We start from the raw sequence: 23,180 nt of genomic DNA on the forward strand, positions 1-23,180 counted from the left end.
CTCCATCATGGTGAGCCCCACGGCCCAATCCACTGATGTCACCTGGCTGCTGACCAGCTTGGTCCAGCGTGTCCCGCACACCCGGAGCGCGCTGCTGCTCTCGTCCGACGGCCTGGTGAAGGCCTTCCACGGGCTGGACACCGACGGCGCGGACCATCTGGCCGCCGTCGCGTCCGCGCTGTTCTCGCTCGGGCGCAGCGTGGGCACCCGGTTCGGCAGCGGGGAGCAGGTCCGGCAGGTCGTGGTGGAGCTCGACAGCAGCCTGCTCTTCGTCTCCACCGCCGGCTCCGGCGCCTGCCTCGCCGTGCTCGCCGCGGCCGAGGCCGACCCGGGCGTCATCGGCTACGAGATGGCGCAACTGGTCAAGAGCGTGCGCCCGTTCCTGGTCACCCCGGCCAGGAACGCGGCCACCGAGGTGGGTAGCCCGGCTCGATGAACACAGCCACCCACTTCTCCTCCGACTCCGGTTCCGGCTCCGAGGAGACCTGGCTCGACGAGGACGCCGGCCGGCTGGTACGCCCCTACACGGTGAGCAACGGGCGCACCCGGCCGACCGCCGCGCTGGAGCTGCTGTCGATGATCCTCACCACCGGCAAGGTGCCCGCCGCCCACCTCGACCCGGACCACGCCCAGGCGCTCGGGCTGTGCGGGGTGCCGACCTCGGTCGCCGAGGTCTCGGCCCATCTCCGGTTGCCGGTGGTGGTGACCAAGGTGCTGTTATCCGACCTGGTCGACTGCGGAGCGGTGACCACCCGGCCCCCGGGCCCGGCCGCCGACCCCGGCGACCGGTCCGTGCTGGAGGCCCTGCTGCTCGGCCTGCGCCGACTCCAGTCGACCGCGGATCCGGAGCGGTGACCGGATGTCCCACGCCACAACCTTCTCAGCGTCCGAATTCCCAGGGTCCGACGAACGACCCCACCTGGAGGCACTGCCGATGGCCCACGACAACGGTGCGGCGCCCCTGCCCGATGCCCTGAAGCTCCTGGTCTCGGGCGGGTTCGGCGTCGGCAAGACCACCTTCGTGGGCGCGGTGAGCGAGATCGAGCCGCTGCGCACGGAGGAGCTGCTCACCAGCGTCGGCGCCGACACGGACAGCCTGGTCGGCATCCAGTCCAAGTCGACCACCACCGTGGCCCTGGACTTCGGCCGGATCACCCTGAACCCGGGGCACGTCCTCTACCTGTTCGGCACCCCCGGGCAGGAGCGCTACTGGTTCATGTGGGACGAGCTGTCCAGCGGCGCGCTGGGCGCCGTCGTCCTGGCCGACACCCGGCGGCTGGGGGACTGCTTCGCCGCGATCGACTTCTTCGAACGGCGGGGCATCGGCTTCCTGGTGGCGGTCAACGAGTTCGACGGGGCCTTCCGCTACGACCCGGAGGAGGTCCGCGCCGCCCTCGACCTCAAGCCCCATGTGCCGGTGGTGCTCTGCGACGCCCGGCACACCGCGTCGGCCGTCTCGGTGCTGGTCGACCTGGTCCAGCACCTGCTCGCGCTCGCCGCGTCGCCCGGCCCGGGCGCGCGCCGGGACGACCTGGTCCGCTGACCGGTCCGCACCGCCCCGCCTCCGCCACCTTTGCCAAGAGCCAGATACGAGCCAGATACGGAGCACTGCCATGACCTACGACCCCGTCGGCCGGATGATGATGACCCCCGTGGACAACGAGGCGCCCCAGCGGGTGTCGCGGTTGCGCAGCCTCGGACTGGGGGAGCAGCCCGACCCGGAGTTCGACCACTTCGCCGACGAGCTGGCCCGGATCACCGGTGCGCCCTACGCGATGGTGAACTTCATCGACGAGAACCGTCAGTTCTTCGCCGGCCTGCACACCCCCGGCGGCACGCTGACCGGCTCCGAGGCGGCCGCCGCCGTCGCCGCCACCGCGGAGCCGGGCCGGGAGATGGCCCGGGACCACGGCTACTGCCCGCACGTCGTCGTGCGGCGCAAGGCACTGGTGCTGGAGGACGTCTGCGACTACCCCCGGTTCGCGGGCAACCCGGTGGTGGACGAGATCGGCATCCGCTCCTACCTCGGCGCCCCGCTGATCGACCGGACCGGCACGGCGCTGGGCACGATCTGCGTGGTCGACGTCGAGCCGCGCCCGTGGGGACGGCCGGGGCTGGAGACCATCAAGTCCATGGCCGCCGAGCTGATCGACCTCATCCACCGCCGCGAGGACGGGCTGGTCTAGCGGTCGGTGTCAGCGGTCGGCGCGGGTGGCTGCGGTCAGGAGGCGACCGGGGTCCGCACCACGTCGGCCAGCCGCTCCGACCACTGTCCCTTGGCCCGGCCCAGTGCCACCTCGCCCAGGCGCAGCAGTTGGACGTCGGAGGTGCCCGCCGGGGCGAAGATGTGGTGCGCGTCGCGCAGGTAGCGCTCCACCGGTCGGTCGGTGAAGAGCCCGGCGGCGGCGTGCACCTCCATCGCGTTGCGCGCCGAGTCCAGCGCGTACTCGACGTTGATCAGCTTGGCGTTCATCAGCTCCGCGTCGCAGGGCAGCCCGCAGTCCAGCAGGTGCACCGCGTGGTAGGCGGCGAGCCGCGCGGTCATCAGCCGCGACTGCATCTGTCCCAGCTTCAGCGTGATGTTGGGCAGGGCGTGCAGGGACTTGCCGTAGCGCCGGCGCTCGGTGGAGAACTCCGCGGTCTCCTCGACCAGGGCGCGGTGGATCCCCAGCGAGACGGCGGTCAGGTTGGCCCGGCCGTAGAGCACGCTGGAGGAGTAGGCGACCGGGAGTCCGTCGCCCTCCGCGCCGAGCAGGTTGGCGGCGGGGACCCGGCAGTCCTGGAAGATCAACTCGCCGAAGCTGAAGCCGTGCAGGCCCATGGCCGGAACCTGCTCCCCGAGTGAGAAGCCGGGGCGGTCGGACTCCACCAGGAAGGCCGACAGGCCGGTGGAGCCGGGACCGGTCCTGGCCACCACGCCGTGCAGGTCGCCGACATGGCTGTTGCCGACATAGACCTTGCTGCCGTTCAGGATGTAGTCGTCCCCGTCGCGCACCGCCGTCATCTCCATGCCGAGGACGTGGCCGCCCGCCCCCGGCTCGGTGACGGCGATGGTGGGCAGGCACTCGCCGGAGGAGACCATCGGCAGCCAGGTCTTCTTCTGCACCTCGTTGCCGAAGTGCACGATCTTCGCCACCCCGAGCTGGGAGGCCTGCACCATGGCGCCCATCGCCCCGCTGACCCGCGACAGCTCCTCGATGATGATCGTCTTCGCCAGGTGCCCGAGCCCCATCCCGCCGTACTCCGGGCCGATGGTGACCCCGATCCAGCCCTGTTCGGCGATCAGTCGGGAGAGCCCGTGCTGGACGGTCCTGGACGCCTCCATCTCCGCTATGCGGGGCCGTACTTCGGACTCCGCGAAGTCACGGACCTCGGCTCGCAGACGATCGAGTCGCTCAGTGGTGAAGTAGCCGTCCATCGTGACCCTCCCTCGGGTTGCGCGTGGAGATCAGGCGTCGGAGTGCTTCTGCATCCGCGCCACCCCCCGTACCCGGCCGGGCCGGCCCCATCATCGTGATGAGTGGGCGCATCCAGGTTCAAGATCAACGACTATGAATGACCGGAACTCGCCCCGTTGCCCCAACTTCGAAAGTGTGTACTCATACGCCCCTTCCGACACGGGCTCCTTACCGGTGCACGGCCGTTGCGCCGGGCGGGTGCGGCGGGTGCGGCGGGTGCGGCGGGTGCGGCGGGTGCGGCGGGTGCGGCGGGTGCGGCGGGGATCAGGGCAGGGTGAGGATCCTGGGTCCCTCCTCGGTGACGGCGATGGTGTGCTCGATGTGGGCGGCGCGACTGCCGTCGGTCGTCCGCAGGGTCCAGCCGTCGGGGTCGGCGCGGTAGCTGTTCTCCCCGCCGGCCATCAGCATGGGTTCGATGGCCAGGGTGAGGCCGTGCCGCAGCGCGAAGCCGCGTCCGGGCCGTCCGTGGTTGGGGACGTGCGGGTCCTCGTGCATCCGGCGGCCGATGCCGTGGCCGCCGAAGTCGGTCGGCATGCCGCAGCCGTGGGTGCGGGCGACGCTGCTGATGGCATGGGAGATGTCGCCGATGCGGTGGCCGACGGTGGCGGCGGCGATGCCCGCGTCCAGGGCCTGCTGGGTGGCGGCGATCAGCGCCAGGTCCGCCGGGCGGCCGGTGCCGACGGTGAAGCTGATCGCGGCGTCGCCGGTCCAGCCGTCGAGCTCGGCCCCGCAGTCGACGCTGAGCAGGTCGCCGTCGCGCAGCCGGTAGTCGTCGGGGATCCCGTGCACCACCGCGTCGTTGACGGAGGCGCAGATCACCGCGGGAAAGGGGGTGGGGGCGAAGGAGGGCCGGTAGCCGAGGAACGGTGAGCCGGCCCCCGCCTCGGCCAGGACGGTGCGGGCGGCCTCGTCCAGCTCGCGCAGCCGGACGCCCACGGCCGCCGCCCCGCGGGCGGCGGCGAGTGCCTGCGCCACCACCCGTCCGGCCTCGCGCATCGCCCCCAGTGCGACGTCGGTCTTGATCTCCACCATGTTCTGTGCCACTCCCTGCGAGCCGGTGCTACCCAATACTTATACCGGTATTAGTATCACGGTCATGGTGAGAACTCCTTTGAGCCCGCAGGAACGCGAGCGCGGTGAGCGTTTCGGCGCCCTGCTGCGCCAGGCCCGGGGCGAGCGCAGCATGGTGGACGTGGCGGCGGCGGCCGGGGTGTCCGCCGAGACCCTGCGCAAGATCGAGACCGGCCGCGCCCCGACCCCCGCCTTCTTCACCGTCGCGGCCCTGGCCTGGGCCCTGGGGCTGTCCCTGGACACCCTGGTCGCCGCCTGTGCCGAGGGCCCCGAGGGGGAGGGTGCGGAGCTGGACGGTGCGGCCCGGTCGGCCTGAACGGCGCGGCGGCCACTGCTCCGCGACTCTTCCCATACTTCGACTGCCGATATATGGTCGGGGTGTGAGCAGACGACGGAGCGTGATGAGCGAGGCCACGTACTTCATCCTCGCCGCCCTGCTGGATGGGCCGTTGCACGGCTATGCGGTCATCAAGCGGGCGCAGGAGCAGTCCGGGGGCCGGGTCAACCTCGCGGTCGGCACCCTCTACGGGGCGCTGGAGCGAATGACGGACGAGGGGCTGATCGAGGTGGACCACGAGGAGGTCGTCTCGGGGCGGCCCCGGCGCTACTTCCGGGTCACGGACGCCGGACAGGGGGCCGTGCAGGAGGAGGCCGGACGGCTGGCCGCCGCGGCGGCCGTGGTGACGGAGCGCTCGGGCGCGCAGCGGGCCGGGACACAGCGGGCAGGGATGCCGAAGCGTACGACGCGCGGCACGAGGCCGGCCGGGTCCGGCGGGGGAGTGGTGATCGCATGACGACCGGTGACCTGTCCGAGCGGAGGAGCTGGGCGGAGCGCTGCTACCGGGTGATGCTGCTCGGCTACCCCCGGGACTACCGGCGGCGCCACGGCGGCGAGCTGCTGGGCACCCTGCTGGAGGCCCACCCCTCCCGACGGCTGCCCTCGGTGCGCGAGTCGGTCCACCTGCTGGACGCCGGGCTGCTGACCCGGCTGCGCAGCAGGCCGGCCGGGGTCCCGGCCTGGGCGAGCGGACTGCAGCTCGGCCTGCTCCTGCTGGTACTGGTGCGCGCCGGGACGATGCTGGGCCATGTCACGACCGTCCAGCAGCCGGAAGCGGTGATCCTGCTGCCCTCGCTGCTGGTCGTGGTCGCGCTGCTGCTCGGCCGGATGGGCAGCGCGGCCGTGCTGGCGGCGATCGCGGCGGTGGCGGGGACCTACCAGGCTCTGGCGTCCTCCGGGGGCCACGGCACGGACGTCCTCGGCGGGCTCTTCGCCAGCAGGACCTTCGAGGCCTCGTGGGCCCTCAACTTCTGGCTGAGCCCGGGCCTGACGCAGTACTGGGTGGTGGCGGCGGGCTCGGCGGTCATCGCGCTGAACCGGCGCACCCGGGGACCGCTGCCCAGGCGGTCGTGGTACTGGCTGACGGTACTGCTCGCCCAGGTCGCCCTCACCGTCGGCAACAACCTCCTGCTGCCGGCCGGCGTTCCGGCGAACCACCGGCCCCCGTCCCTGCCGGGTGCGGCCGTCGGCCTGCCGGTGCTGCCGCTGATCGTGACCGTCGGCTTCCTGCTGCTCGCGCTGCGGGCGACGGTGGTGATCGGCGACCCGCGCTGGGCCGTCGCGGCCGGCGTCTACCTGATCCCGGTCGCCGTCTCCGCCGCCGTGCTGGCGGTCGGCATGCCGAGCGCCGTGGCGACGCTCGGCGACCAGCTGCCGGCCGTCCTGCTGGCAGCCGGCTGCGCCGTGGCGCTGCGCCGCAGGGCCCCACGGCGGACGGAGAGCTGAGCACGTCGCAAGGCTGTACGTAAGTGCTCGACCGGCCCGCCGACCCGACCGTCGGCGGGCCCGCGCGCTGCCGAGTTCGCCGCCGCGCAGAACCTGCGGCAGTGCGCTGCGCGTCCTCCACGCCGGGGCCGTCGGCGACGCGCCCCGGAGCAGGACAGGAACAGTAGGAGAACCGATGCGTCACCTCGTGCGGAACCCGGCCTTCTGGTACGTGGGCGCACTGGCCTTCATGTGGCCGGTCCAGGAGCTGTTGGCGCCCGGTCCGCTCGACCAGCTCCGGGAATGGGCGTCGACCAACCTGGCGAACCTGCGGCTCCCGCCGGCCGGCCACCCGGTCGCGGCGCTGGTGGTCTCCGCCTTCGTCACCCAGGCGTCCCCGTGGGTGTGGCCGCCGCTCGCCCTGTCGACCTTCGCGGCGGTGTCGGCGCTGGGCGCCCGGCGCGCCGTGGCCCTGCTGGCAACGGTGCACATGGGCGTGTCCCTGGTGACGGAGGGGATGGTGTGGTGGAGGATCCGCCACGGTTCGCTGCCGGGCTCGGAGGCGCACACCCTGGACACCGGGCCGTCCTACCTGGTGGTCGCGGCGATGACGGTGGCGGTCCTGTGCGCCCGGCCGCTGTGGCTGCGCGGGGTGTGGCTGGTCCTGCTGGCCCTGGTCGCCCCCCGGCTGCTGGACGGCCTCGGTGAGGGCTCGTTCAGCGCCATCGGTCATCTGACGGCCTTCACGGTCGCCCTCGCGGCCGTCTGCGCCCACGGCTACCGGCGACGCCGGCCGTCCCCGGCCCCCGCGACGGCCTGATCCGGCGAGCCTCCCACCGGGCGTCGGGCCGATGACCGGAGCGTCGGGCCGATGTCGGAGGCGTTGGCTAGCCTGGCGCCATGCCTCTGCTGAGCCACACCGTGCTGACCGACCCGGAGTTCCTCGTCCCCTCGGTGCCCGACGCCCCGCCGGGCGGCGTCGCCTGGCTGAGGTCGTCCGTCGCCCGCTTCAGCAGCGGCGCGGCCCACCGGCGCCGGCGCGCGCTGGCGGTGGCCGAGCTGGCCTCCGTCGACCCGGACCGCCTCCGGCTGCGGGCGGCCGAGCGCGGGGACGGACCGGTCGAGGTGCTGGCCGAGGCGCTGGGCCTGCCCGCCGACGTCGCCGCCGACGTCGCCCTGGTGGCGAAGGCCTACCAGCCGCACACCGCCGTCACCGAGGAGGCCGATCGGGCGGTCGCCCGGCTGGTCGAGGCCTGCGGCGGGGTCGCCGACGAGGCCACGGCCAACCGGATCGGGCTGCTCGTCCAGGCGTGCGACGCGACCAGGGCCCTGGTGGCGAACAGCGTGGCCGGTCGGACCGACCCACCGGTGCCCCTGACCCGCCGGGTGGCGCCGGACGGCACCCTCGTGGAGGTCAGCCTGGCCGAGGCGCCGTTCGGGAGCGGTCCCCACGCCTGCCCCGGCCGGGAACACGCGCTGGCCCTGGCGGCCGGCCTGGTGGAGGCGGGGACCCGGTGAACACTTCCTTCCACGCCCTGCACCACGGCGACCTGCCTCTCCTGCTGCCCAACGCCTGGGACTTCGCGTCCGGCGCCGCGCTGGCCGCCGCCGGGTTCGCCGCCATCGGCACGACCAGCCTGGGCGTGGCTGCGGCCAACGGGCTGCCCGACGCTGCGGGGCTGGCCCGGGACGAGACCGTCGCGCTGGCGCGCAGGCTGGTCCGGCTGCCGTGTCCGGTGACGGTCGACATCGAGGCGGGCTTCAGCGCGGACCCGGAGGAAGTGGGCGACCTGGTAGCGGAGTTGGCCGAAGTCGGGATCGCCGGGGTCAATCTGGAGGACGGGCGCGGCGACCACCTCGCCGACCCCGGGGCCCAGGCGGCGCTGGTCCGGGCGGTGAAGCGCCGTGCACCCGAGGTCTTCCTCAACGCCCGTACCGACACCTACTGGCTGGACGTCGACGCCTCGGTCCCGGCGACCCTGGAGCGGCTGCGGCGGTATGTGGACGCGGGCGCCGACGGGGTCTTCGTGCCGGGCCTCGCCGGGGAGCAGGACATCCGCGCGGTGACCGCCGCGGTGCCGGTGCCGGTCAACCTGCTGCACCGGCCCGGGCTCGGGCTCGACCGGCTGGCCGAGCTGGGCGTGCGGCGGGTCAGCACCGGCTCCCTGCTCTTCCGGGCTGCCCTCCAGGCCACGGTCACCACCGCGGTCGCGGTCCGGGAGGGCGGGCCGCTGCCCGCCGGCATCCCTGGCTATGCCGAGGTCGACGCGCTCAGCCGGTAGGTCGCGTCCGGCGGCGGTGCGGCGTCCTCCGCCGCGCCGCCGCCGGACGCCCCCCCGGCCCCGGCTACTGCCCGGTGGTGAAGCCCTGCTGGCCGGCGTACTTCAGCGACGCGGTCTGCCAGGCCTGCAGCCCGCTGCTGAGCGTGGTCGAGGAGACGTACGCCTTGCCGACGGTGTCGTTGAAGATCGAGTTGGCGTAGGCCTGGAAGGGCAGGTACTGCCAGCCGGGGAGGACGTCCTGGGCGGACTGGGCGAAGATCTTGTTCGCCTGCTGGCCGCCGAAGTACGGGAACGCGGTGTCGAGGAAGGCGGGCGAGTTCAGGTCGGCGCTGGTGGCCGGGAAGGCGCCGCCCTTGATCCGGTCCTGGACACCGGGACCGGCGTTCGCGAACTGGATGAAGGCGTAGGCCAGGTCCTGGTCGTGGCTCGACTTCATCATCGCCAGCGAGCTGCCGCCGTTCTCGGCGCCGGCCGTCCCGCCCTGCTGCCACTGCGGCAGCGGCGCGACCCGCCAGTCACCGGACGCGGCCGGCGCTCCGGTGACGAAGTTGGCGGGCATCCAGGCGCCGGTCGCCAGGGTGGCGATGCTGCCGTCGGCCAGGCCCTTGTACCACTGGTCGCTCCAGGAGGTGATCGGCGCGACCAGGTGGCCGGAGATCAACTGCTGCCAGGTGCTCGCGAATTCGGTGCTGCCGGCGTCGCCGAAGTTGACCGAGACCTTGGTGCCGTTCACCGTGTACGGGTGCCCGCCGGCCTGCCAGATCATGCTGGTGGTGAAGCCGGCGTCGCCGGTGTCGTTGGTGATGTAGTCCGCAGGGTTCGCCCGGTGGAGCTTCTGGGCGTCCGCGACGTACTGCTGCCAGGTGGTGGGCACGGTCAGGCCGTACTCGTCGAAGACCTTCTTGTTGTAGAACAGCGCCATCGGCCCGGAGTCCATCGGCAGCGCGAAGACGCCGCCGTTGATGTCGACCGAGCTCCAGGGACCGGGGGTGAAGGTCTTCGAGAGGTCCTTGGCGCCGAAGCCGGACAGGTCCTGGAGCGACTTGCCGAGCGCGAACTGCCCGAGGGCGTAGTACTCGATCTGGGCGACGTCCGGGGCGCCCGAGCCGGCCTCGACCGCGTTCTGCAGCGCGGTGTACTGGTCGTTCCCGGTGCCCGCGTTCACCAGCTTGACGGTGACCTTGGGGTACTTGGCCTCGAAGTCGGCCACGACCTGCTTGAGGGTGGGCTCCCAGGCCCAGACGGTGATGGTGCCGCCCTTCTGCAGCGCGGCCTGCACGGCGGCGGCGGACGTGCCGGACCCGCCCGAGCCCGATCCGCCGGAGCCGGAGCCGGAGGAGGAGGAACTACAGGCCGTCAGGCTCAGTGCCGCTGCGCACAGCAGCCCGATGCCTCTGACGGCGTGGCGCGTGGTGCTTCTCATCGTGATCACTCCGAGGTCGGTCGAGGGAGGTGGAGGGAGGTGGCGGGAAGGGTGAAGGACGGTGAAGGTGCCGGGGGCGAGCAGGGGGGAGCTGCCCTGCGGCGGCGTGCACTGCCGCAGGGAGGTGCTGGGGAAGCGGTCGGCCGGGGTGCCGACGGTCACTCCTCGGGGGTCACTCCTTGACGCTGCCTGCCGACAGCCCCGACTGCCAGAAGCGCTGGAGCAGCAGGAAGGCGGCGACCAGCGGGACGATGGTCAGCAGGGAGCCGGTGATCACCAGGTTGAAGACGGGCTGTCCGCCCGCGGTCGACGCCTGGGCGTTCCAGGCGTTGAGGCCCAGGGTGAGCGGGTACCAGTCCGGGTCCTTGATCATGATCAGTGGCAGGAAGTAGTTGTTCCAGGTCGCGACCACGGTGAACAGCAGCACCGTGACGATGCCGGGCGCCAGCAGCGGCAGCGCGATCCGGAAGAAGGTGCGCAGCTCGCCCGATCCGTCCACCCGGGCCGCCTCCAGCAGCTCCTTCGGGACCGCCTCGGAGGCGAAGACCCACATCAGGTAGAGGCCGAAGGGCGAGACCAGCGAGGGGATGATCACTGCCCAGGGGGTGTTGGTGAGCCCCATCTGACTGAACATCAGGAAGGTCGGGACCGCCAGCGCGGTGCCCGGCACGGCCACGGCTCCGATCACGACGGCGAAGACGGACCGCTTGCCGCGGAAGTCGAACTTCGCCAGCCCGTAGCCGGCCAGCACCGCCAGCAGGGTCGCGCCGCCCGCGCCGAGGACCACGTACAGCAGGGTGTTGAGCAGCCACCGCAGGAAGATGTGGTGGTCGTAGCTCAGGGTCTGGCCGATGTTGTCCCACAGTGCGAACCGGCCGCTGAACCACAGGCCGGGCGAGCCGAGCAGATCGGCCTGGGTCTTGGTGGCGCTGATGACCAGCCAGGCCAGCGGCACCAGGGTGTAGAGGACGACCAGGCAGGAGAGCACGGTCAGGGCGGGGCTCCGGCGGGGCCGGTCCGCGGAGTGGCCGCGCCGTGGGGTGCGGAGGGCGGCCGGGCGGGGCCGGACCGGCCGGGGAGCGGCGGGGGCGGGTGCAGTGGACATCGCTCACGCCTCCTTTCGCATGCCGCGCAGCTGGAAGACGTAGGCGATGACCATGGTCAGCAGCCCGGTGATGATCGCGACCGTGGCGGCGTAGTTGTGCTGCTGGCCGGAGAAGGACAGCGAGTAGGTGTACAGGTTCGGGGTGAAGTAGGTGCTGATGGCGTTGGGGGCCAGGCTCTTGAGGATGCTCGGCTCGTTGAACAGCTGGAAGCTGCCGATGATCGAGAAGATGGTGGCGATGACCAGGGCGCCGCGGATGGCGGGCAGCTTGATCGCGGTGACGATGCGCCACTGCCCGGCGCCGTCGATCGACGCCGCCTCGTACAGCGCGTGCGGGACGACGCGCAGCGCCGCGTAGAAGATGAGCATGTTGTAGCCCATGAACTCCCAGGTCACGATGTTGCCGATGCTGGCGAGGACCAGGTGCGGGGAGAGCGGGTCCGGCAGGGTGACGCCGAAGGCGTGGTTCAGGTCGGCGACCAGCCCGAACTGCGAGCCGTACATGAAGCCCCACATCAGGGAGGCGACCACGGCCGGCACGGCGTAGGGCAGGAAGACGGTGATCCGGAAGAAGTTCATCCCGTAGAGCCGGCCGCTGTCCAGGGCGAGCGCCACCAGCAGTGCGATGCCCAGCATGATCGGCACCTGGACCGCCAGGAACAGCGTGACCCGGCCCAGCGCCGCCCAGAACTGCGGGTCGTCCATGGCCTGTTGGTAGTTGGCGAGGCCGACGAAGCTGTCGCCGCCGATCAGGCGGTCCTGGAACAGGCTGAGGTAGACCGAGTAGCCGATCGGGGCGAGGAAGACCAGGGCGAAGACCGCCAGGAACGGTCCGGTGAACCCCCAGCCGATCCAGCCGCGCGCCCAGCCCCGGCGCCGGCTGGGCCGGGCGGCACGACCTGGGGGTGCGGGTGTTGCGGAGACCGTCATAGCCTTCCTTCATCTTCGGACGTCCGACGAGATGGCAGTGCTCGAAGCCGCGAGGTGGTGCGGATGGTTGCGCGAAACTGCCCGGGTCGGTGATCGGGGAGCATGGATGTTTACGTAAACATCGCGTAACCTGATGCTTACATCGACCCCTGAGGGGCGTCAAGGGCCTCGTCTGCATCAAACTGCTTTCGTGACCCGGGTGAACCGGCCGAACAAGAGAGGGACAGCGTGAAGGAAGCAGCCTCAGAGGGGTCCGACTCCGCGAGTTCCGGCGCTCCGGTCCGGTCCCCGCGTCGGCGGCCGGGGGCCTCGATGGCGGATGTGGCGCGCCGCGCGGGCGTCTCGTCCCAGACCGTCTCCCGGGTCTCGAACGGACACACCGGGGTGGTCGAGGAGACCAGGCAACGGGTGCTGACGGCGATGCAGGAACTGGGCTACCGGCCCAACAGCGCCGCCCGCGCCCTCAAGCACGGCGAGTTCCGCACCCTCGGCGTCATCCTGTTCACCCTGTCTACCACCGGCAACGTCCGCACCCTGGAGGCCATCGCCGACTCCGCCGCCAGGGAGGGCTACGCGATCACCCTGCTGCCGGTGGCCATGCCGACCCGGGACGGTGTGCACGGCGCCTTCACCCGGCTCGGCGAGCTGGCGGTGGACGGCATCATCGTCATCATGGAGGTCCACCTCCTCGACTCGTCCACCATCTCGCTGCCGCCGCACGTCCAGGTCGTGGTCGTCGACTCCGACGCCGGCGCCCGCTACAGCGTCGTCGACGCCGACCAGCGGGGCGGCGCACAGGCGGCGGTGCGGCACCTGCTCGACCTCGGCCACCGCACCGTCTGGCACCTCGCCGGACCGGCGGACTCGTTCGCGGCGCAGCGCCGGACCGACGCCTGGCGGGACGTGCTGGAGCAGGCCGACCGCTCCGTCCCCGAGCTGCTGCACGGCGACTGGTCCGCCGAATCCGGCTACCGGGCCGGACAGTCGCTGCCGGAGGAGTGCACCGCGATCTTCGCCGCCAACGACCAGATGGCACTGGGCCTGCTCCGCGCGCTGAACGAGCGCGGCCGACGGGTCCCCGAGGACGTCAGTGTCGTGGGCTTCGACGACATAGCGGAGGCCGCCTCCTTCATCCCGCCGCTGACCACGGTGCACCAGGACTTCGCCGAGGTCGGCCGACGGTGCGTCGACGGGGTGCTGCGCCAGATCCGCAACAACGCCACCGAGTACGGCGTCACGCTGGTGCCGACCCGGCTCGTCGTCCGGGACAGCACGGCGCCGCCGCCCGTCGGCCGTTGACCGCCGCTCGCTGACCGCCGGCCGCCGCTCGCTGACCGCCACCGGACCCGCAGCCCGCAGGCTGCGGGTCCGCCGCGTCCGCCGCTCGCGCCGGCCGGTCGCGCCTGCCGGTCGCGCCTGCCGGTCCCGGGCCTGACGCGACATCAGTGGATGACGGTGCATCAAGCAGTGGTGTGCGGACCCGCCGGGCCGGTGCACGGCCCCGCGACGGATCCTGTTCCGACCCTTGACACCCTCGCGTCACCGAGGCAACACTCTCCATCGACAGCGATGGTTACGTAAACATAGGCGCCCGTCGGCGAACGCGTCCCAGAGCCGACTGGTTTCGCCGACCGTCGCTGCCGCTCCCCGCTCCCCGCTCCGCCCCGACCGACGCCGCAGACCCGGACCGTCCGCGCCGTCGGCACGCCGCCACCGCAGGCCGCTGCCCCGGCTGCTCCGCGCCGGATCCCAGCGGGCTGCCCCGGCGCCACGGCAACCGCCTCGACTTTCGGCGCCCACCCGACGCCAGGAAGAGATGACGCATGCAAAGAAACTCCCTCCCGAGCCGCCGCCGGCGAAGGCCGATGGTGCCCCTGCTGCTGTCCACCGTGCTCTGCCTGGGCGTGCCGGTGATCGCAGCCGCCTCGCCGGCGGCGGCCAACGCACCGGCGACCGCCACGCCGGGGACGCACGCGCCGGCGTCGACCACGGAGGTGACGGACACGCCGGGGAGGACCACGCCGAAGACCACCGCAGGGCGGACCACCGCACCGGCCACCACGGCCGCTGCGACGGCCCCCGTCGTCGAGATCTCCCCGGCCGCAGCGCAGACCATCTCCAACATCGGTGCCTCCGGGGCCTGGTGGGTCAACGACCTGGACTCCTTCGCCCCGGCGGTCCAGGCGCAGGCCGCCCGACTCCTGTTCTCCCGCTCCGGACTGCAGCTCAGCTCCTACCGCTACAACATCGGCGGCGGCGGAACCGGCGTGACCGTCCCCGACCGGGCGCCGCAGAGCTTCCTCCGGCCCGACGGGAGCTACGACTGGAGCCAGGACCCGGGCGGCCAGTACTTCCTCAAGGCCGCTGCCAAGGACGGTGTCCCGAGCCTGATCGGCTTCGTCAACAGTGCGCCCGCGTCGATGACCACCAACGGCCAGAGCTGCTCGGGCTACCTGGACGCGGCCGACGAGGCCGCCTACGGCAGCTACCTGGCCACGGTCGTCAAGCACTTCGACGGCCAGGGCGTGCACCTCGGCTATGTCAGCCCGATGAACGAGCCGGACGCGACCACGGGATGCGGCCAGGAGACCATGCTGGTCCCGGTCGGCCAGCGCGGCGCCGTCGTCCGCGCGGTCGGTTCCGCACTGGTCGCGCAGCACACCGGCGCGCAGGTGATCGCGGACGAGTCCAGCCTGCTCTCGGAGTTCGACAGCAACACCCAGACCTGGTTCTACGAGCCCGGCACCGCACAGTACGTCGCCGCGCTCGCCCACCACACCTACGACGACCCCGGCGACGGCACCATGGAGCAGGCCGCCGCGGTCGGCCGGCAGACCGGCGAGCCGACCTGGGCGACGGAGATCTGCTGCTTCGACTCCGGGGGCGGCTGGTCCGGGGGCTACGACCCGGGCATCGACAGCGCCCTGGCGATGTCCCAGATCATCTACAACGACTTCACCGTGACCCATGACTCGGCCTTCCAGTGGTGGGAGGCGCTGTCCAACGCCATCGGCTGCGACCCGAAGGCGGACCCGTCCTGCGCCGGCACGTCCAACTCGGCGGGCTGGAACGACGGACTGATCTACTACGACCCGAACTTCGCCGCCGACGGCAACCAGCAGCTGTACCTGACCAAGCGCTACTACGCGCTCGCCCAGTACAGCAAGTACGTCCGGCCGGGAGCCGTGCTGCACAACGCCCTCGGCGCGCCGGGCGGGGTCCAGGTGTCCGCCTACCAGTCGGGCCGGAACTGGACCGTGGTGGTCAACAACCAGAACACCACCGCCTCCTCCGTCTCCCTGCACATCGGGACCGGCCAGGGGCTCTCGGCCACCGGCTCCTACCGCACCAGCGCCACCGAGAACCTGGCGGCGGTGTCGAACCCGACGGTGAGCGGAGCCACGGCCACGGCTCAGCTCCCCGCGCAGTCGATCACCACCTACACCTTCCGGCAGACCGGCACCGTCCGGCACGCCGCGATCACCGGCTCCTGGCAGGGCGTCCAGTCCGGCAAGTGCCTGGACCTGACCGGCGGCGTCGAGTCGGCCGGCTCCCAGGCGGTCATCTCCACCTGCTCCGCGAGCGGCAGTCAGAGCTGGACCGCGACCGCGACCGGCACCCTCCAGCTCGGCACCGGCACCGGCGCCTGCCTGGCCCCGTACGCCGGCGGCACCGCCGACGGCACCGACGCGGCGGTCTACCCCTGCAACGGCTCCGCCGCCCAGCAGTGGAGCACCAACGCCGACGGGTCGATCACCAACGCGCTCACCGGCCAGTGCCTGGAGGTCTACAGCCAGGGGCGCGGCGACGGCAGCGCGGTCGACCTCTACACCTGCAACGGCGGCCCCAACCAGCAGTGGACCCACGTGCCGCCGCCGGTGGTGCCCGCCGGAGCGCTCGCGCCGGGGCTGACCGCGACCGACACCAGCGGCAACGCGCTGCAACTGCACGGCCTGGGCATCATCGAGTCCGGCTCGACCTGGTACGGCTTCGGCGAGGACAAGTCCGGGGAGAACTCCGGCGATGCCGCCTTCCAGGACATCCCCTGCTACAGCAGCACCGACCTGACCCACTGGACGCTGCGGGGCCGCGCACTGACCCAGCAGCCCAGCGGCGACCTCGGCCCGAACCGGGTGGTCGAACGCCCCAAGGTCATCTACAACCCCTCGACGCACACCTATGTGATGTACATGCACATCGACAACAGCTCCTACTCGGAGGCCAAGGTCGGCGTCGCGACCAGTGCCACCCCCTGCGGCCCCTACGCCTACCGGGGCAGCTTCCAGCCGCTCGGATTCCAGAGCCGTGACCTGGGCCTGTTCCAGGACACCGACGGGACCGCGTACCTGCTCAGTGAGGACCGCGCCAACGGCCTGCGCATCGACCGGCTCTCCGCCGACTACCTCTCGGTCGCCTCGGCCGTCGCGGTGCTGCCCGACTACGAGGCCCCGGCGATGGTCAAGGTCAACGGCACCTACTTCCTGCTCGGCTCGCACCTCAGCGGCTGGAGCACCAACGACAACGACTACGCCACCGCCACCAGCCCGGCCGGTCCCTGGTCGGGCTTCCGGACCTTCGCCCCGGCCGGGACCGACACCTACAACAGCCAGACCGCCAACATCATCACCGTCCAGGGCACTTCGGGAACCTCCTACATCTACGCCGGCGACCGCTGGAACACCTCCGCCTTGGGCAACTCGGCGCTGGTGTGGCTGCCGATGACCATCAGCGGCACCACCCTGACGGTCGGCTGGCAGAACACCTGGAGCGTGGACGCCGCCGCAGGCACCTGGTCCGCCGGGGCCGCCAACCCGCCCGACTCCGGCTACACCATCACCAACGCCAACAGTTCGCTGGTGATGGACGCCGACGGCACCGCCGCCGGCAGCCCGGTCGTCCAGTCCGCGCCGCAGAGCCAGGACCCGGACCAGCGCTGGAAGCTGACCAGGCTCAGCGGCAACGTCTACACCGTCACCGACAGCGGCAGCGGCGACTGCCTGGAGGTGCCCGGCAGTTCCACCGTCCAGGGCGCCCAGCTCGACCAGGCGGCCTGCACCGGCGGCAGCAACCAGCAGTGGGCCCTCGACGCGTCCGGGAACTACGGCTCCCCGACGAACGCGGGCTTCACCCTGGTGAACCTCGCCAGCGGCTGGGTCGCCGACGTCTCCGGCCAGTCCACCTCCGCCGGAGCAGCCGTCATCCAGTGGGCCGACAACGGCGGCAACAACCAGATCTGGAACCTGGCCGCCGCCTGACCGCCTGACCGCCTGAACCCTTGCCAACCGGGCCCGGCGGGTATTCAATGTTCGGAAAGTACTGAACATTGAATACCCGACCGGGCGGCGGCACGACCATGGACAGCGCGACGACGGAGCAGCAGAGCCGACGGCAGTACGCCGAGGAGTTCGGGCTGCTCTACTCGAACATGGGCATGCCGCCGGCCTACGGCAAACTCCTCGGCTGGCTGCTGGTCTGCGATCCACCGGTGCAGAGCAGCACCGAACTGGCGGAGGCGCTCCAGCTGTCCAAGGGCTCGGTCTCGACCGGCATGCGGATGCTGGAGGGCTCCAAGCTGGCGCGGCGCGTGGTGCGCCCCGGCAGGCGCGGCCACGCCTACGAGCTGCTGCCCGATGCGCTGATCACGGCCACCTCCGACGCGGGGGCGCTGTGGTCGACCATGAGCGCGCTGATGCAGCGCGGCGTCGAGCTCAGCGGCGGCGAGGACGCGCCGGAGGCGCAGCGGACCCGGATCGCCCGGGACTACTTCGCCTTCATCGCCCGGCGCGTCCCGGAGCTGATCGAGGAATTCAAACGCGACAACGGGCTGTGACCACCCACCCGTCCGCCACAGGTGACAACAGGAGTCCCGATGGTCGAACCCGCCGTCGAAGCCGCCGGGCTGGTCAAGCGGTACGGGAACGCCCGCACCGGCAGGACCGCCCTGTCCGGCCTCGACCTCACCGTGGACCGGGGCGAGGTGTTCGGATTCCTGGGCCCCAACGGCGCGGGCAAGACCACCACGATCCGGCTGCTGCTCGACCTGATCCGCCCGACCTCCGGCACCCTGCGCGTGCTGGGCGCCGATCCGCGTGACGCCGTCGCCACCCGGGGACGCATCGGCTACCTGGCCGGCGACTTCCGGATCGACGGCCGCCAGACCGGACGCGAGGCGCTGACCTACCTCGGCGATCTGCGCGGCGGCGTCCCGGCGGCCCGGATCGGCGAACTCGCCGAGCGGCTCGACCTCGACCTCGGCCGGAGGATCAGCACCCTCTCCAAGGGCAACCGGCAGAAGGTCGGTGTGGTCCAGGCCTTCATGCACCGCCCCGAACTGCTCGTCCTCGACGAGCCGACCAGCGGCCTGGACCCCTTCCTCCAGCAGCGGTTCGTCGAGCTGGTGCGGGAGGCCGGGGCCGACGGCCAGACCGTCTTCATGTCCTCGCACGTGATGAGCGAGGTGCAGCAGACCTGTCACCGGGTCGGGATCATCCGCGAGGGCCGGCTGGTCACCGTCGCCGACGTCGACGCGCTGCGCAGCCAGGCCCGGCGCAAGGTCGAGATCGTCTTCGCCGGGAGCGTCGACCCTGCCGCGTTCGAGGCCCTGCCGCAGCTCCAGAACGTCACCGTAGAGCAGACGGCCGGCGGCAGTGTGCTCCACACGCTGCTCGCCGGCAGCCCGGACGGGCTGGTGAAGGCGGCGGCCCGGTACCAGGTCACCAGCCTGCTGGCCGAGGAGCCGGAGCTGGAAGAGATCTTCTTCACCTTCTACGAGCGCGGGGACCAGAAATGACCGTGTTCCGCAAGCATCTGACGGACAATCGGCGCGGCTTCCTGGGCTGGGCGCTGGCGATCACCGCCGTCGCCGTCATGTACTCCTCGCTGTGGCCGGTGCTCGGCGACAACGCCGGCCTGACCAACGCGATCAACGGCTTCCCGGCGGCCATGCGCGACGCCTTCCACCTGGACGACTACGGGACCGCGCCGGGCTACTTCGGCTCCTCGGTCTTCGGGCTGGTCGTCCCGGTGCTGGTCGCGGTCTTCGCCATCGCCGCCGGGACCAGGGCGGTGGCCGGCGACGAGGAGGCCGGGACGCTGGACCTGGTGATGGCCCACCCGGTGGGCCGGGTGCGGCTGGCCGTCTCCCGGCTGCTGGCGGTGGTGGCCGCCGTCGCCGGGACCGGGCTGGTGCTGCTGCTGGCCGAGCTGGCCATCCGGGTCCCGGCGCGGTTCAGCAGCATCAGCGTGCTGAACCTGACCGCGATCTGCGTCCAGCTGGTGCTGTTCGGCGTCTGCTTCGCCGCCATGGCCTTCGGCATCGGGGCCGGCACCGGACGCCGGCTCCACGCGATCGTCGGCGGCGCCTACCTGGCGCTGGCGTCCTACCTCTGCGACTCGTTCCTGCCGCAGATCAAGGGGCTGGGCTGGCTGCAGAGCCTCTCGCCGTTCGACTGGTACCTCGGCGGCGAGCCGCTGCGGCACGGCTTCCAGTGGTTCCACTGCGCACTGCTGGTCGGCACCGCCCTCTGCTTCGCCGGGGCCGGGATCTGGGGCTTCAGCCGCCGCGACCTCGGCCAGGGCGGCTGAGGCCGACCGCACCGGGCCGCCGACTGAACTCGAACGAATATTCGAACGGCGCGTACCCTGGATGGCATGACGGTAGCTCTCCAGGGATCCCTGTTCTCGGCGGCGGACACGGTCGGCCCCGGCAGCCTCGCCGGGCTGCGCCGCACCGTGCTCGGGCACGGGGCGTGGATCGACGTGCTGCCGGGCTGGCTGTCCGGGGCCGACGCGCTGTTCCAGTCCCTCGCCGCGTCCGTCCCCTGGCAGGCCGAGCGCCGGGAGATGTACGAGCAGGTGGTCAGCGTCCCCCGGCTGCTGGCCCGCTACGGCGAACGCGACCCGCTGCCGCACCCGGCCCTGGCCGAGGCCCGCGCCGCACTGAACGCGCGGTACGCCGCCGAGCTCGGCGAGCCCTTCCGCACGGCCGGCCTCTGCTACTACCGCGACGGCCGGGACAGCGTCGCCTGGCACGGCGACCGGATCGGCCGGGGCAGCCGGCAGGACACCATGATCGCCATCCTCTCCGTCGGCGAGCCCCGCGCCCTGCTGCTCCGGCCGCGCGGCGGCGGCGCGCCCTCGCTGCGCCGGGCCCTGGGCCACGGCGACCTGCTGGTGATGGGCGGCTCCTGCCAGCGCACCTGGGACCACGCGGTCCCGAAGGCATCCAGACCGGTCGGCCCCCGGATCAGCATCCAGTTCCGCCCGAGGGGCGTCTCCTGACCATCCTCGACCGAGCGCCCCCTGCCGGCGGGACCCTGTAGCGGACCGGGGGTCGACCGGGACTCGGCCACCCGCATCGGTTCGCCGGGGGTGAACGGCTCATCGCCTGACCGGCGTTCGGATATTCGTTTTGTGCAGCGCCGAGTGGGCTCTACTGTGGCGCGGTGACAACTCAGGTGATCATTCTCAACGGTGGCTCCAGCTCGGGGAAGTCCGGGATCGTCCGGTGCCTGCAGTCGGTCCTGCCGGACCCGTGGCTGGCCTTCGGCTGCGACTCGTTCGTCGAGGCCCTGCCCGCCCGGATGCGGGCGTCGGACAGCGGCATCGTGTTCGCGGCGGACGGCGGGGTGAGCATCGGGGCGGAGTTCCGGGCACTGGAGCTGGCCTGGACGGAGGGCGTCGCGGCGACGGTCAGGGCCGGTGCCAAGGTCATCGTCGACGAGGTCTTCCTGGGCGGCGCGGCGTCCCAGCAGCGGTGGCAGCGGGCGCTGGGCGGACTGGACGTCCTGTGGGTCGGGGTCAGGTGCGAGAGCGGGGTCGCCGCAGGCCGTGAGGTCGCACGCGGAGACCGCGCCCTGGGGATGGCCGCTTCGCAGGCGGAGCTGGTGCACACGGGGGTGGTCTACGACCTGGAGGTCGACACGACCCGCACCGAGTCGCTCGCCTGCGCACGGGCCATCGCCGCCCACATCGGCTGATCGCCGGATCGGCTCCCGGGCCCCAGGTCGGCAAACTATAATTTCAGTCAGAGTTTCAGAGTGGAGATCCGGCACCGAAGAGGAACGAGCCTGTGGCCGACCGCAGAACACAGATCATGCAGGCCGCCGCACGGCTCATCGCCCGGCGTGGGGTCCGTGGCCTCCGGGTCGAGGAACTCGCCGCCGAGGCCGGTGTCTCCACGGCCCTCATCTACTACCACTTCAAGCACCGCCTGGGCATCCTCCGGGCGACCCTGGAGTTCATCAACGACCGCGCCGACAGCTACACCGCCGAGCGCGATCCGGACGCCGCGCCGCTGGATGCCCGGGGCGAGCTCGAACAGACACTGCTGCTCGAACTGCAGGACATCCCCGAGGTGCGCGAGAACAGCACCGCCTGGGGTGAGCTGCGGGCCAGCGCGGTCTTCGACCTCGAACTGCGCGAGGACGTGGCCAGGTCCACGCTGGTCTGGATCCAGGACATCGCCGAACTGCTCGGCCACGCCCGCCCGATGGCCGGCGCAGCCGCCCTGGCGATGTCCGCCGAGCGGCTGACCGCGCTGCTGGAGGGCCTGAGCGGCCGCTGGCTCAGCGGCAGCCTCCCGCTGGCCCACGCGCGCGAACTGGTCAGCGGCGCGGTCGACGCCGAACTGGCCCACCTGGCCGGCTGAGCTCCCTACCTCGGGGCGCTGAACCAGCGCCAGTCCTCGCCCAACCGGGGGTGGCCCGGAAGCGCGGCACGACCGGTGGCCCACAGCAGCGTCCGCCAGCGCGGGGTGTCCTCCGGCGCGTGCGGGAACAGCCGCACCAGCGTCAAGGTGTCGAGTGCGGTCGCTGCGGTGCTCGCGGGCTCGCTCATCGGCTTCTGGTCCACGCCAAGCCCGGGTGCGCCCCGCGTCCACCGGGGAGACTCTGGAACCATGAGCACTCAGCCCGAATCGACCGAACGCCCGCTTCCGGGTCCGACCGTCGCCCACCTCTCGCCGACGCGGCTCGGAGCTCTTGCCGCACTGGCGTTCTCCCGCGCCGGCCAGGCTCAGCAGGAACTGCTGACCGCAGCCGACGAGAAGGGTGGGGACCGCGCCGTGGTGGAGACGGCGCTGATGACGAGGCCGCCGATCCTGCACGCGGCAGACCTGGCACGCGGCTGACGGGGGGAGCACTCCGAGGCGATCGCTGGGGCACCGCCGAAGCACCGACCGCTGCGGTCCGTCGTGGGCCGGCCAGGTGGGCCGCCACCGATCTGACTGCCCCGGCGGAGGGCAGCAGACTGGGCGACAATGTCGGTACCGCCGTCAGGGTCCCGCCTCAGCCGGTTGGTGGCGTGAGGTCCAGGACGCGGGCCTGTCCGCTCCAGCGGTCGGGGTCGGTGGTGGCGACGAAGGCGCCATCGGGGCGCTCGGGGTTCGGCTGGGCGGTGTGGCGGCAGTGGGCCAGGGACCAGGTGGTGTCCCGGGCCAGTGCCAGGACGGCGGGCAGGTCGAGGTCGACGACGGTGATGCCTGGCAGCGCGGCCAGGTGGTCGGCGGTGCCAGGCCGGGCCCGGTCGGCCTCCACCAGAGCACAGGCCGGTGCGTAGAGATACCACCCGGGTTCGGCGTGGGCGCGGTGGATCAGCCGGGAGGCCAGAACGTTGCCACGGCCGGCGGCGACCATCGCGGTCTCATCCAGCACCACGTGGACGCCGTCGCTCATGCGGTGGATCGACCCATGCGGCGATCGAGCTCAGCGTCCAGGGCGCGCTGCTGGTCGCTGTCGGGGGCGTAGCCGTTCCACTCGTGGAGGGCAGCGCGCGCCGCCTCGGCGCGCTGGGCGCGCTCAGCCGGGGTCAGTACGTTGTCGGCCAGGCGGGCGAGGTAGGCGCGCAGGGACAGGCCCTCGCTCTCGGCGACCTCGGCCAGGCGGTCGCGTGCCTCGGCGGGGATGCGGATGTTGGCGTCAGTCACAGCAGGCTCCTTCCGAAGCGTCCATCATACGGGTACGGGTACGTACCCGTATGCCACATCCACACACTCCCAACGCCTGCGTCCAGGCGTCTCCGGTGCCACTGCCCGGGTCCGGGTTCCGTCGAGATCGAGCTGGTGCGAAGGCCCCGCCGGGCTACGAACCCGCAGAGGACGAACAGCCGGTCGGCCACTGAGCCTCTCAGCCCTGCCCCATGTCCGTTGTTG

27 protein-coding genes are annotated in these 23,180 nt (G+C 72.1%); 19 read left to right on the forward strand and 8 right to left on the reverse strand.

Features of this window, described 5'->3' with window-relative positions; genetic code table 11:
* Positions 1 to 7: 7 nt before the first annotated feature.
* The 4 genes from BS75_RS33825 (at position 8) to BS75_RS33840 (ending at position 2,186) form a co-directional block, all read left to right on the forward strand.
* Complete coding sequence (locus BS75_RS33825) at positions 8 to 436, forward strand: roadblock/LC7 domain-containing protein (RefSeq protein ID WP_034090942.1); 429 nt, start codon at positions 8 to 10, stop codon at positions 434 to 436.
* On the forward strand, positions 433 to 855 hold the full coding sequence (locus tag BS75_RS33830) for a DUF742 domain-containing protein (RefSeq protein ID WP_042440524.1): 423 nt from the start codon (positions 433 to 435) through the stop codon (positions 853 to 855). Before BS75_RS33825 ends, BS75_RS33830 begins: the two co-directional genes overlap by 4 nt.
* 79 nt (positions 856 to 934) lie before the next feature.
* Entirely contained in the window at positions 935 to 1,543 is a 609-nt protein-coding gene (locus tag BS75_RS33835; protein ID WP_034090943.1) for a GTP-binding protein, read from the forward strand.
* A gap of 70 nt (positions 1,544 to 1,613) precedes the next feature.
* Complete coding sequence (locus tag BS75_RS33840) at positions 1,614 to 2,186, forward strand: GAF domain-containing protein (protein ID WP_034090944.1); 573 nt, start codon at positions 1,614 to 1,616, stop codon at positions 2,184 to 2,186.
* 35 nt (positions 2,187 to 2,221) lie between these two features.
* On the opposite strand, the gene BS75_RS33845 is transcribed toward BS75_RS33840, so the two are convergent.
* Both BS75_RS33845 and map read right to left on the reverse strand, forming a co-directional pair.
* Positions 2,222 to 3,418: an acyl-CoA dehydrogenase family protein gene (locus BS75_RS33845; protein ID WP_034090945.1), complete on the reverse strand. Its 1,197-nt coding sequence runs from the start codon at positions 3,416 to 3,418 to the stop codon at positions 2,222 to 2,224.
* A gap of 304 nt (positions 3,419 to 3,722) precedes the next feature.
* A complete protein-coding gene (map, locus tag BS75_RS33850; protein ID WP_034090946.1) occupies positions 3,723 to 4,490 on the reverse strand; it encodes a type I methionyl aminopeptidase in 768 nt (255 codons plus the stop codon).
* Between the two features lie 64 nt (positions 4,491 to 4,554).
* Between map and BS75_RS33855 the strand changes: the two genes are divergently transcribed.
* The 6 genes from BS75_RS33855 to BS75_RS50950 all read left to right on the forward strand — a co-directional run bounded on the left by BS75_RS33855 (position 4,555) and on the right by BS75_RS50950 (position 8,573).
* Entirely contained in the window at positions 4,555 to 4,845 is a 291-nt protein-coding gene (locus BS75_RS33855) for a helix-turn-helix domain-containing protein (protein ID WP_034090947.1), read from the forward strand.
* 64 nt (positions 4,846 to 4,909) lie between these two features.
* The gene (locus BS75_RS33860) at positions 4,910 to 5,323 is read left to right on the forward strand and encodes a PadR family transcriptional regulator (protein WP_081982895.1); all 414 of its coding nucleotides are present in this window, start codon (positions 4,910 to 4,912) and stop codon (positions 5,321 to 5,323) included.
* Positions 5,320 to 6,312, forward strand: coding sequence for a hypothetical protein (locus BS75_RS33865; RefSeq protein ID WP_034090948.1), 993 nt, complete (start codon positions 5,320 to 5,322; stop codon positions 6,310 to 6,312). The genes BS75_RS33860 and BS75_RS33865 overlap by 4 nt, the downstream gene beginning before the upstream one ends.
* Before the next feature lie 175 nt (positions 6,313 to 6,487).
* Positions 6,488 to 7,111, forward strand: a complete 624-nt coding sequence (locus BS75_RS33870) for a rhomboid-like protein (RefSeq protein WP_052070048.1) — start codon at positions 6,488 to 6,490, stop codon at positions 7,109 to 7,111.
* 80 nt (positions 7,112 to 7,191) lie between these two features.
* On the forward strand, positions 7,192 to 7,809 hold the full coding sequence (locus BS75_RS50945; RefSeq protein WP_034090949.1) for a hypothetical protein: 618 nt from the start codon (positions 7,192 to 7,194) through the stop codon (positions 7,807 to 7,809).
* A complete protein-coding gene (locus tag BS75_RS50950; RefSeq protein WP_034090950.1) occupies positions 7,806 to 8,573 on the forward strand; it encodes an isocitrate lyase/PEP mutase family protein in 768 nt (255 codons plus the stop codon). The genes BS75_RS50945 and BS75_RS50950 overlap by 4 nt, the downstream gene beginning before the upstream one ends.
* Before the next feature lie 64 nt (positions 8,574 to 8,637).
* Here the strand turns inward: BS75_RS50950 and BS75_RS33885 are convergent, their stop codons facing one another.
* The 3 genes from BS75_RS33885 to BS75_RS33895 form a co-directional block, all read right to left on the reverse strand.
* Positions 8,638 to 9,996, reverse strand: coding sequence for an ABC transporter substrate-binding protein (locus tag BS75_RS33885; protein WP_034094327.1), 1,359 nt, complete (start codon positions 9,994 to 9,996; stop codon positions 8,638 to 8,640).
* Between the two features lie 172 nt (positions 9,997 to 10,168).
* Entirely contained in the window at positions 10,169 to 11,101 is a 933-nt protein-coding gene (locus tag BS75_RS33890) for a carbohydrate ABC transporter permease (protein ID WP_034090951.1), read from the reverse strand.
* Positions 11,102 to 11,104: 3 nt separating this feature from the next.
* Positions 11,105 to 12,031, reverse strand: coding sequence for a carbohydrate ABC transporter permease (locus BS75_RS33895; protein ID WP_034090952.1), 927 nt, complete (start codon positions 12,029 to 12,031; stop codon positions 11,105 to 11,107).
* A gap of 312 nt (positions 12,032 to 12,343) precedes the next feature.
* Between BS75_RS33895 and BS75_RS33900 the strand changes: the two genes are divergently transcribed.
* The 8 genes from BS75_RS33900 (at position 12,344) to BS75_RS33940 (ending at position 21,680) form a co-directional block, all read left to right on the forward strand.
* Positions 12,344 to 13,330, forward strand: coding sequence for a LacI family DNA-binding transcriptional regulator (locus BS75_RS33900; RefSeq protein WP_034090953.1), 987 nt, complete (start codon positions 12,344 to 12,346; stop codon positions 13,328 to 13,330).
* Positions 13,331 to 13,854: 524 nt separating this feature from the next.
* The gene (locus BS75_RS48750) at positions 13,855 to 17,286 is read left to right on the forward strand and encodes an RICIN domain-containing protein (protein ID WP_152646251.1); all 3,432 of its coding nucleotides are present in this window, start codon (positions 13,855 to 13,857) and stop codon (positions 17,284 to 17,286) included.
* A 68-nt stretch (positions 17,287 to 17,354) separates the two neighbouring features.
* Positions 17,355 to 17,861, forward strand: a complete 507-nt coding sequence (locus BS75_RS33915; RefSeq protein WP_197091986.1) for a GbsR/MarR family transcriptional regulator — start codon at positions 17,355 to 17,357, stop codon at positions 17,859 to 17,861.
* A gap of 39 nt (positions 17,862 to 17,900) precedes the next feature.
* Positions 17,901 to 18,821 carry an ABC transporter ATP-binding protein gene (locus tag BS75_RS33920; protein WP_034090955.1) on the forward strand — a complete coding sequence of 307 codons (921 nt, stop codon included), beginning with the start codon at positions 17,901 to 17,903 and terminating at the stop codon, positions 18,819 to 18,821.
* Positions 18,818 to 19,615, forward strand: coding sequence for an ABC transporter permease subunit (locus BS75_RS33925; RefSeq protein WP_034090956.1), 798 nt, complete (start codon positions 18,818 to 18,820; stop codon positions 19,613 to 19,615). The genes BS75_RS33920 and BS75_RS33925 overlap by 4 nt, the downstream gene beginning before the upstream one ends.
* Positions 19,616 to 19,681: 66 nt before the next feature.
* Positions 19,682 to 20,311: an alpha-ketoglutarate-dependent dioxygenase AlkB gene (locus BS75_RS33930; RefSeq protein WP_034090957.1), complete on the forward strand. Its 630-nt coding sequence runs from the start codon at positions 19,682 to 19,684 to the stop codon at positions 20,309 to 20,311.
* A 164-nt stretch (positions 20,312 to 20,475) separates the two neighbouring features.
* Positions 20,476 to 21,009 (forward strand): chloramphenicol phosphotransferase CPT, encoded by a 534-nt coding sequence (gene cpt / locus BS75_RS33935; RefSeq protein ID WP_081982897.1) that lies wholly within the window; start codon positions 20,476 to 20,478, stop codon positions 21,007 to 21,009.
* 92 nt (positions 21,010 to 21,101) lie between these two features.
* Entirely contained in the window at positions 21,102 to 21,680 is a 579-nt protein-coding gene (locus BS75_RS33940) for a TetR/AcrR family transcriptional regulator (protein ID WP_231607973.1), read from the forward strand.
* 5 nt (positions 21,681 to 21,685) lie between these two features.
* Here BS75_RS33940 and BS75_RS33945 read toward each other — a convergent pair whose 3' ends face one another.
* Positions 21,686 to 21,868, reverse strand: coding sequence for a hypothetical protein (locus BS75_RS33945; protein ID WP_152646252.1), 183 nt, complete (start codon positions 21,866 to 21,868; stop codon positions 21,686 to 21,688).
* Between the two features lie 61 nt (positions 21,869 to 21,929).
* Here BS75_RS33945 and BS75_RS33950 point away from each other — a divergent pair, with 61 nt between their 5' ends.
* Positions 21,930 to 22,160 carry a hypothetical protein gene (locus tag BS75_RS33950; protein ID WP_034090960.1) on the forward strand — a complete coding sequence of 77 codons (231 nt, stop codon included), beginning with the start codon at positions 21,930 to 21,932 and terminating at the stop codon, positions 22,158 to 22,160.
* 157 nt (positions 22,161 to 22,317) lie between these two features.
* On the opposite strand, the gene BS75_RS33955 is transcribed toward BS75_RS33950, so the two are convergent.
* Together BS75_RS33955 and BS75_RS33960 are read right to left on the reverse strand one after the other, a co-directional pair.
* Entirely contained in the window at positions 22,318 to 22,704 is a 387-nt protein-coding gene (locus BS75_RS33955; RefSeq protein ID WP_034090961.1) for a PIN domain-containing protein, read from the reverse strand.
* Complete coding sequence (locus tag BS75_RS33960; protein ID WP_034090962.1) at positions 22,701 to 22,955, reverse strand: Arc family DNA-binding protein; 255 nt, start codon at positions 22,953 to 22,955, stop codon at positions 22,701 to 22,703. The genes BS75_RS33955 and BS75_RS33960 overlap by 4 nt, the downstream gene beginning before the upstream one ends.
* Positions 22,956 to 23,180 lie beyond the last annotated feature (225 nt).

Source organism: Streptacidiphilus albus JL83, assembly GCF_000744705.1.
Lineage (GTDB): Bacteria > Actinomycetota > Actinomycetes > Streptomycetales > Streptomycetaceae > Streptacidiphilus > Streptacidiphilus albus.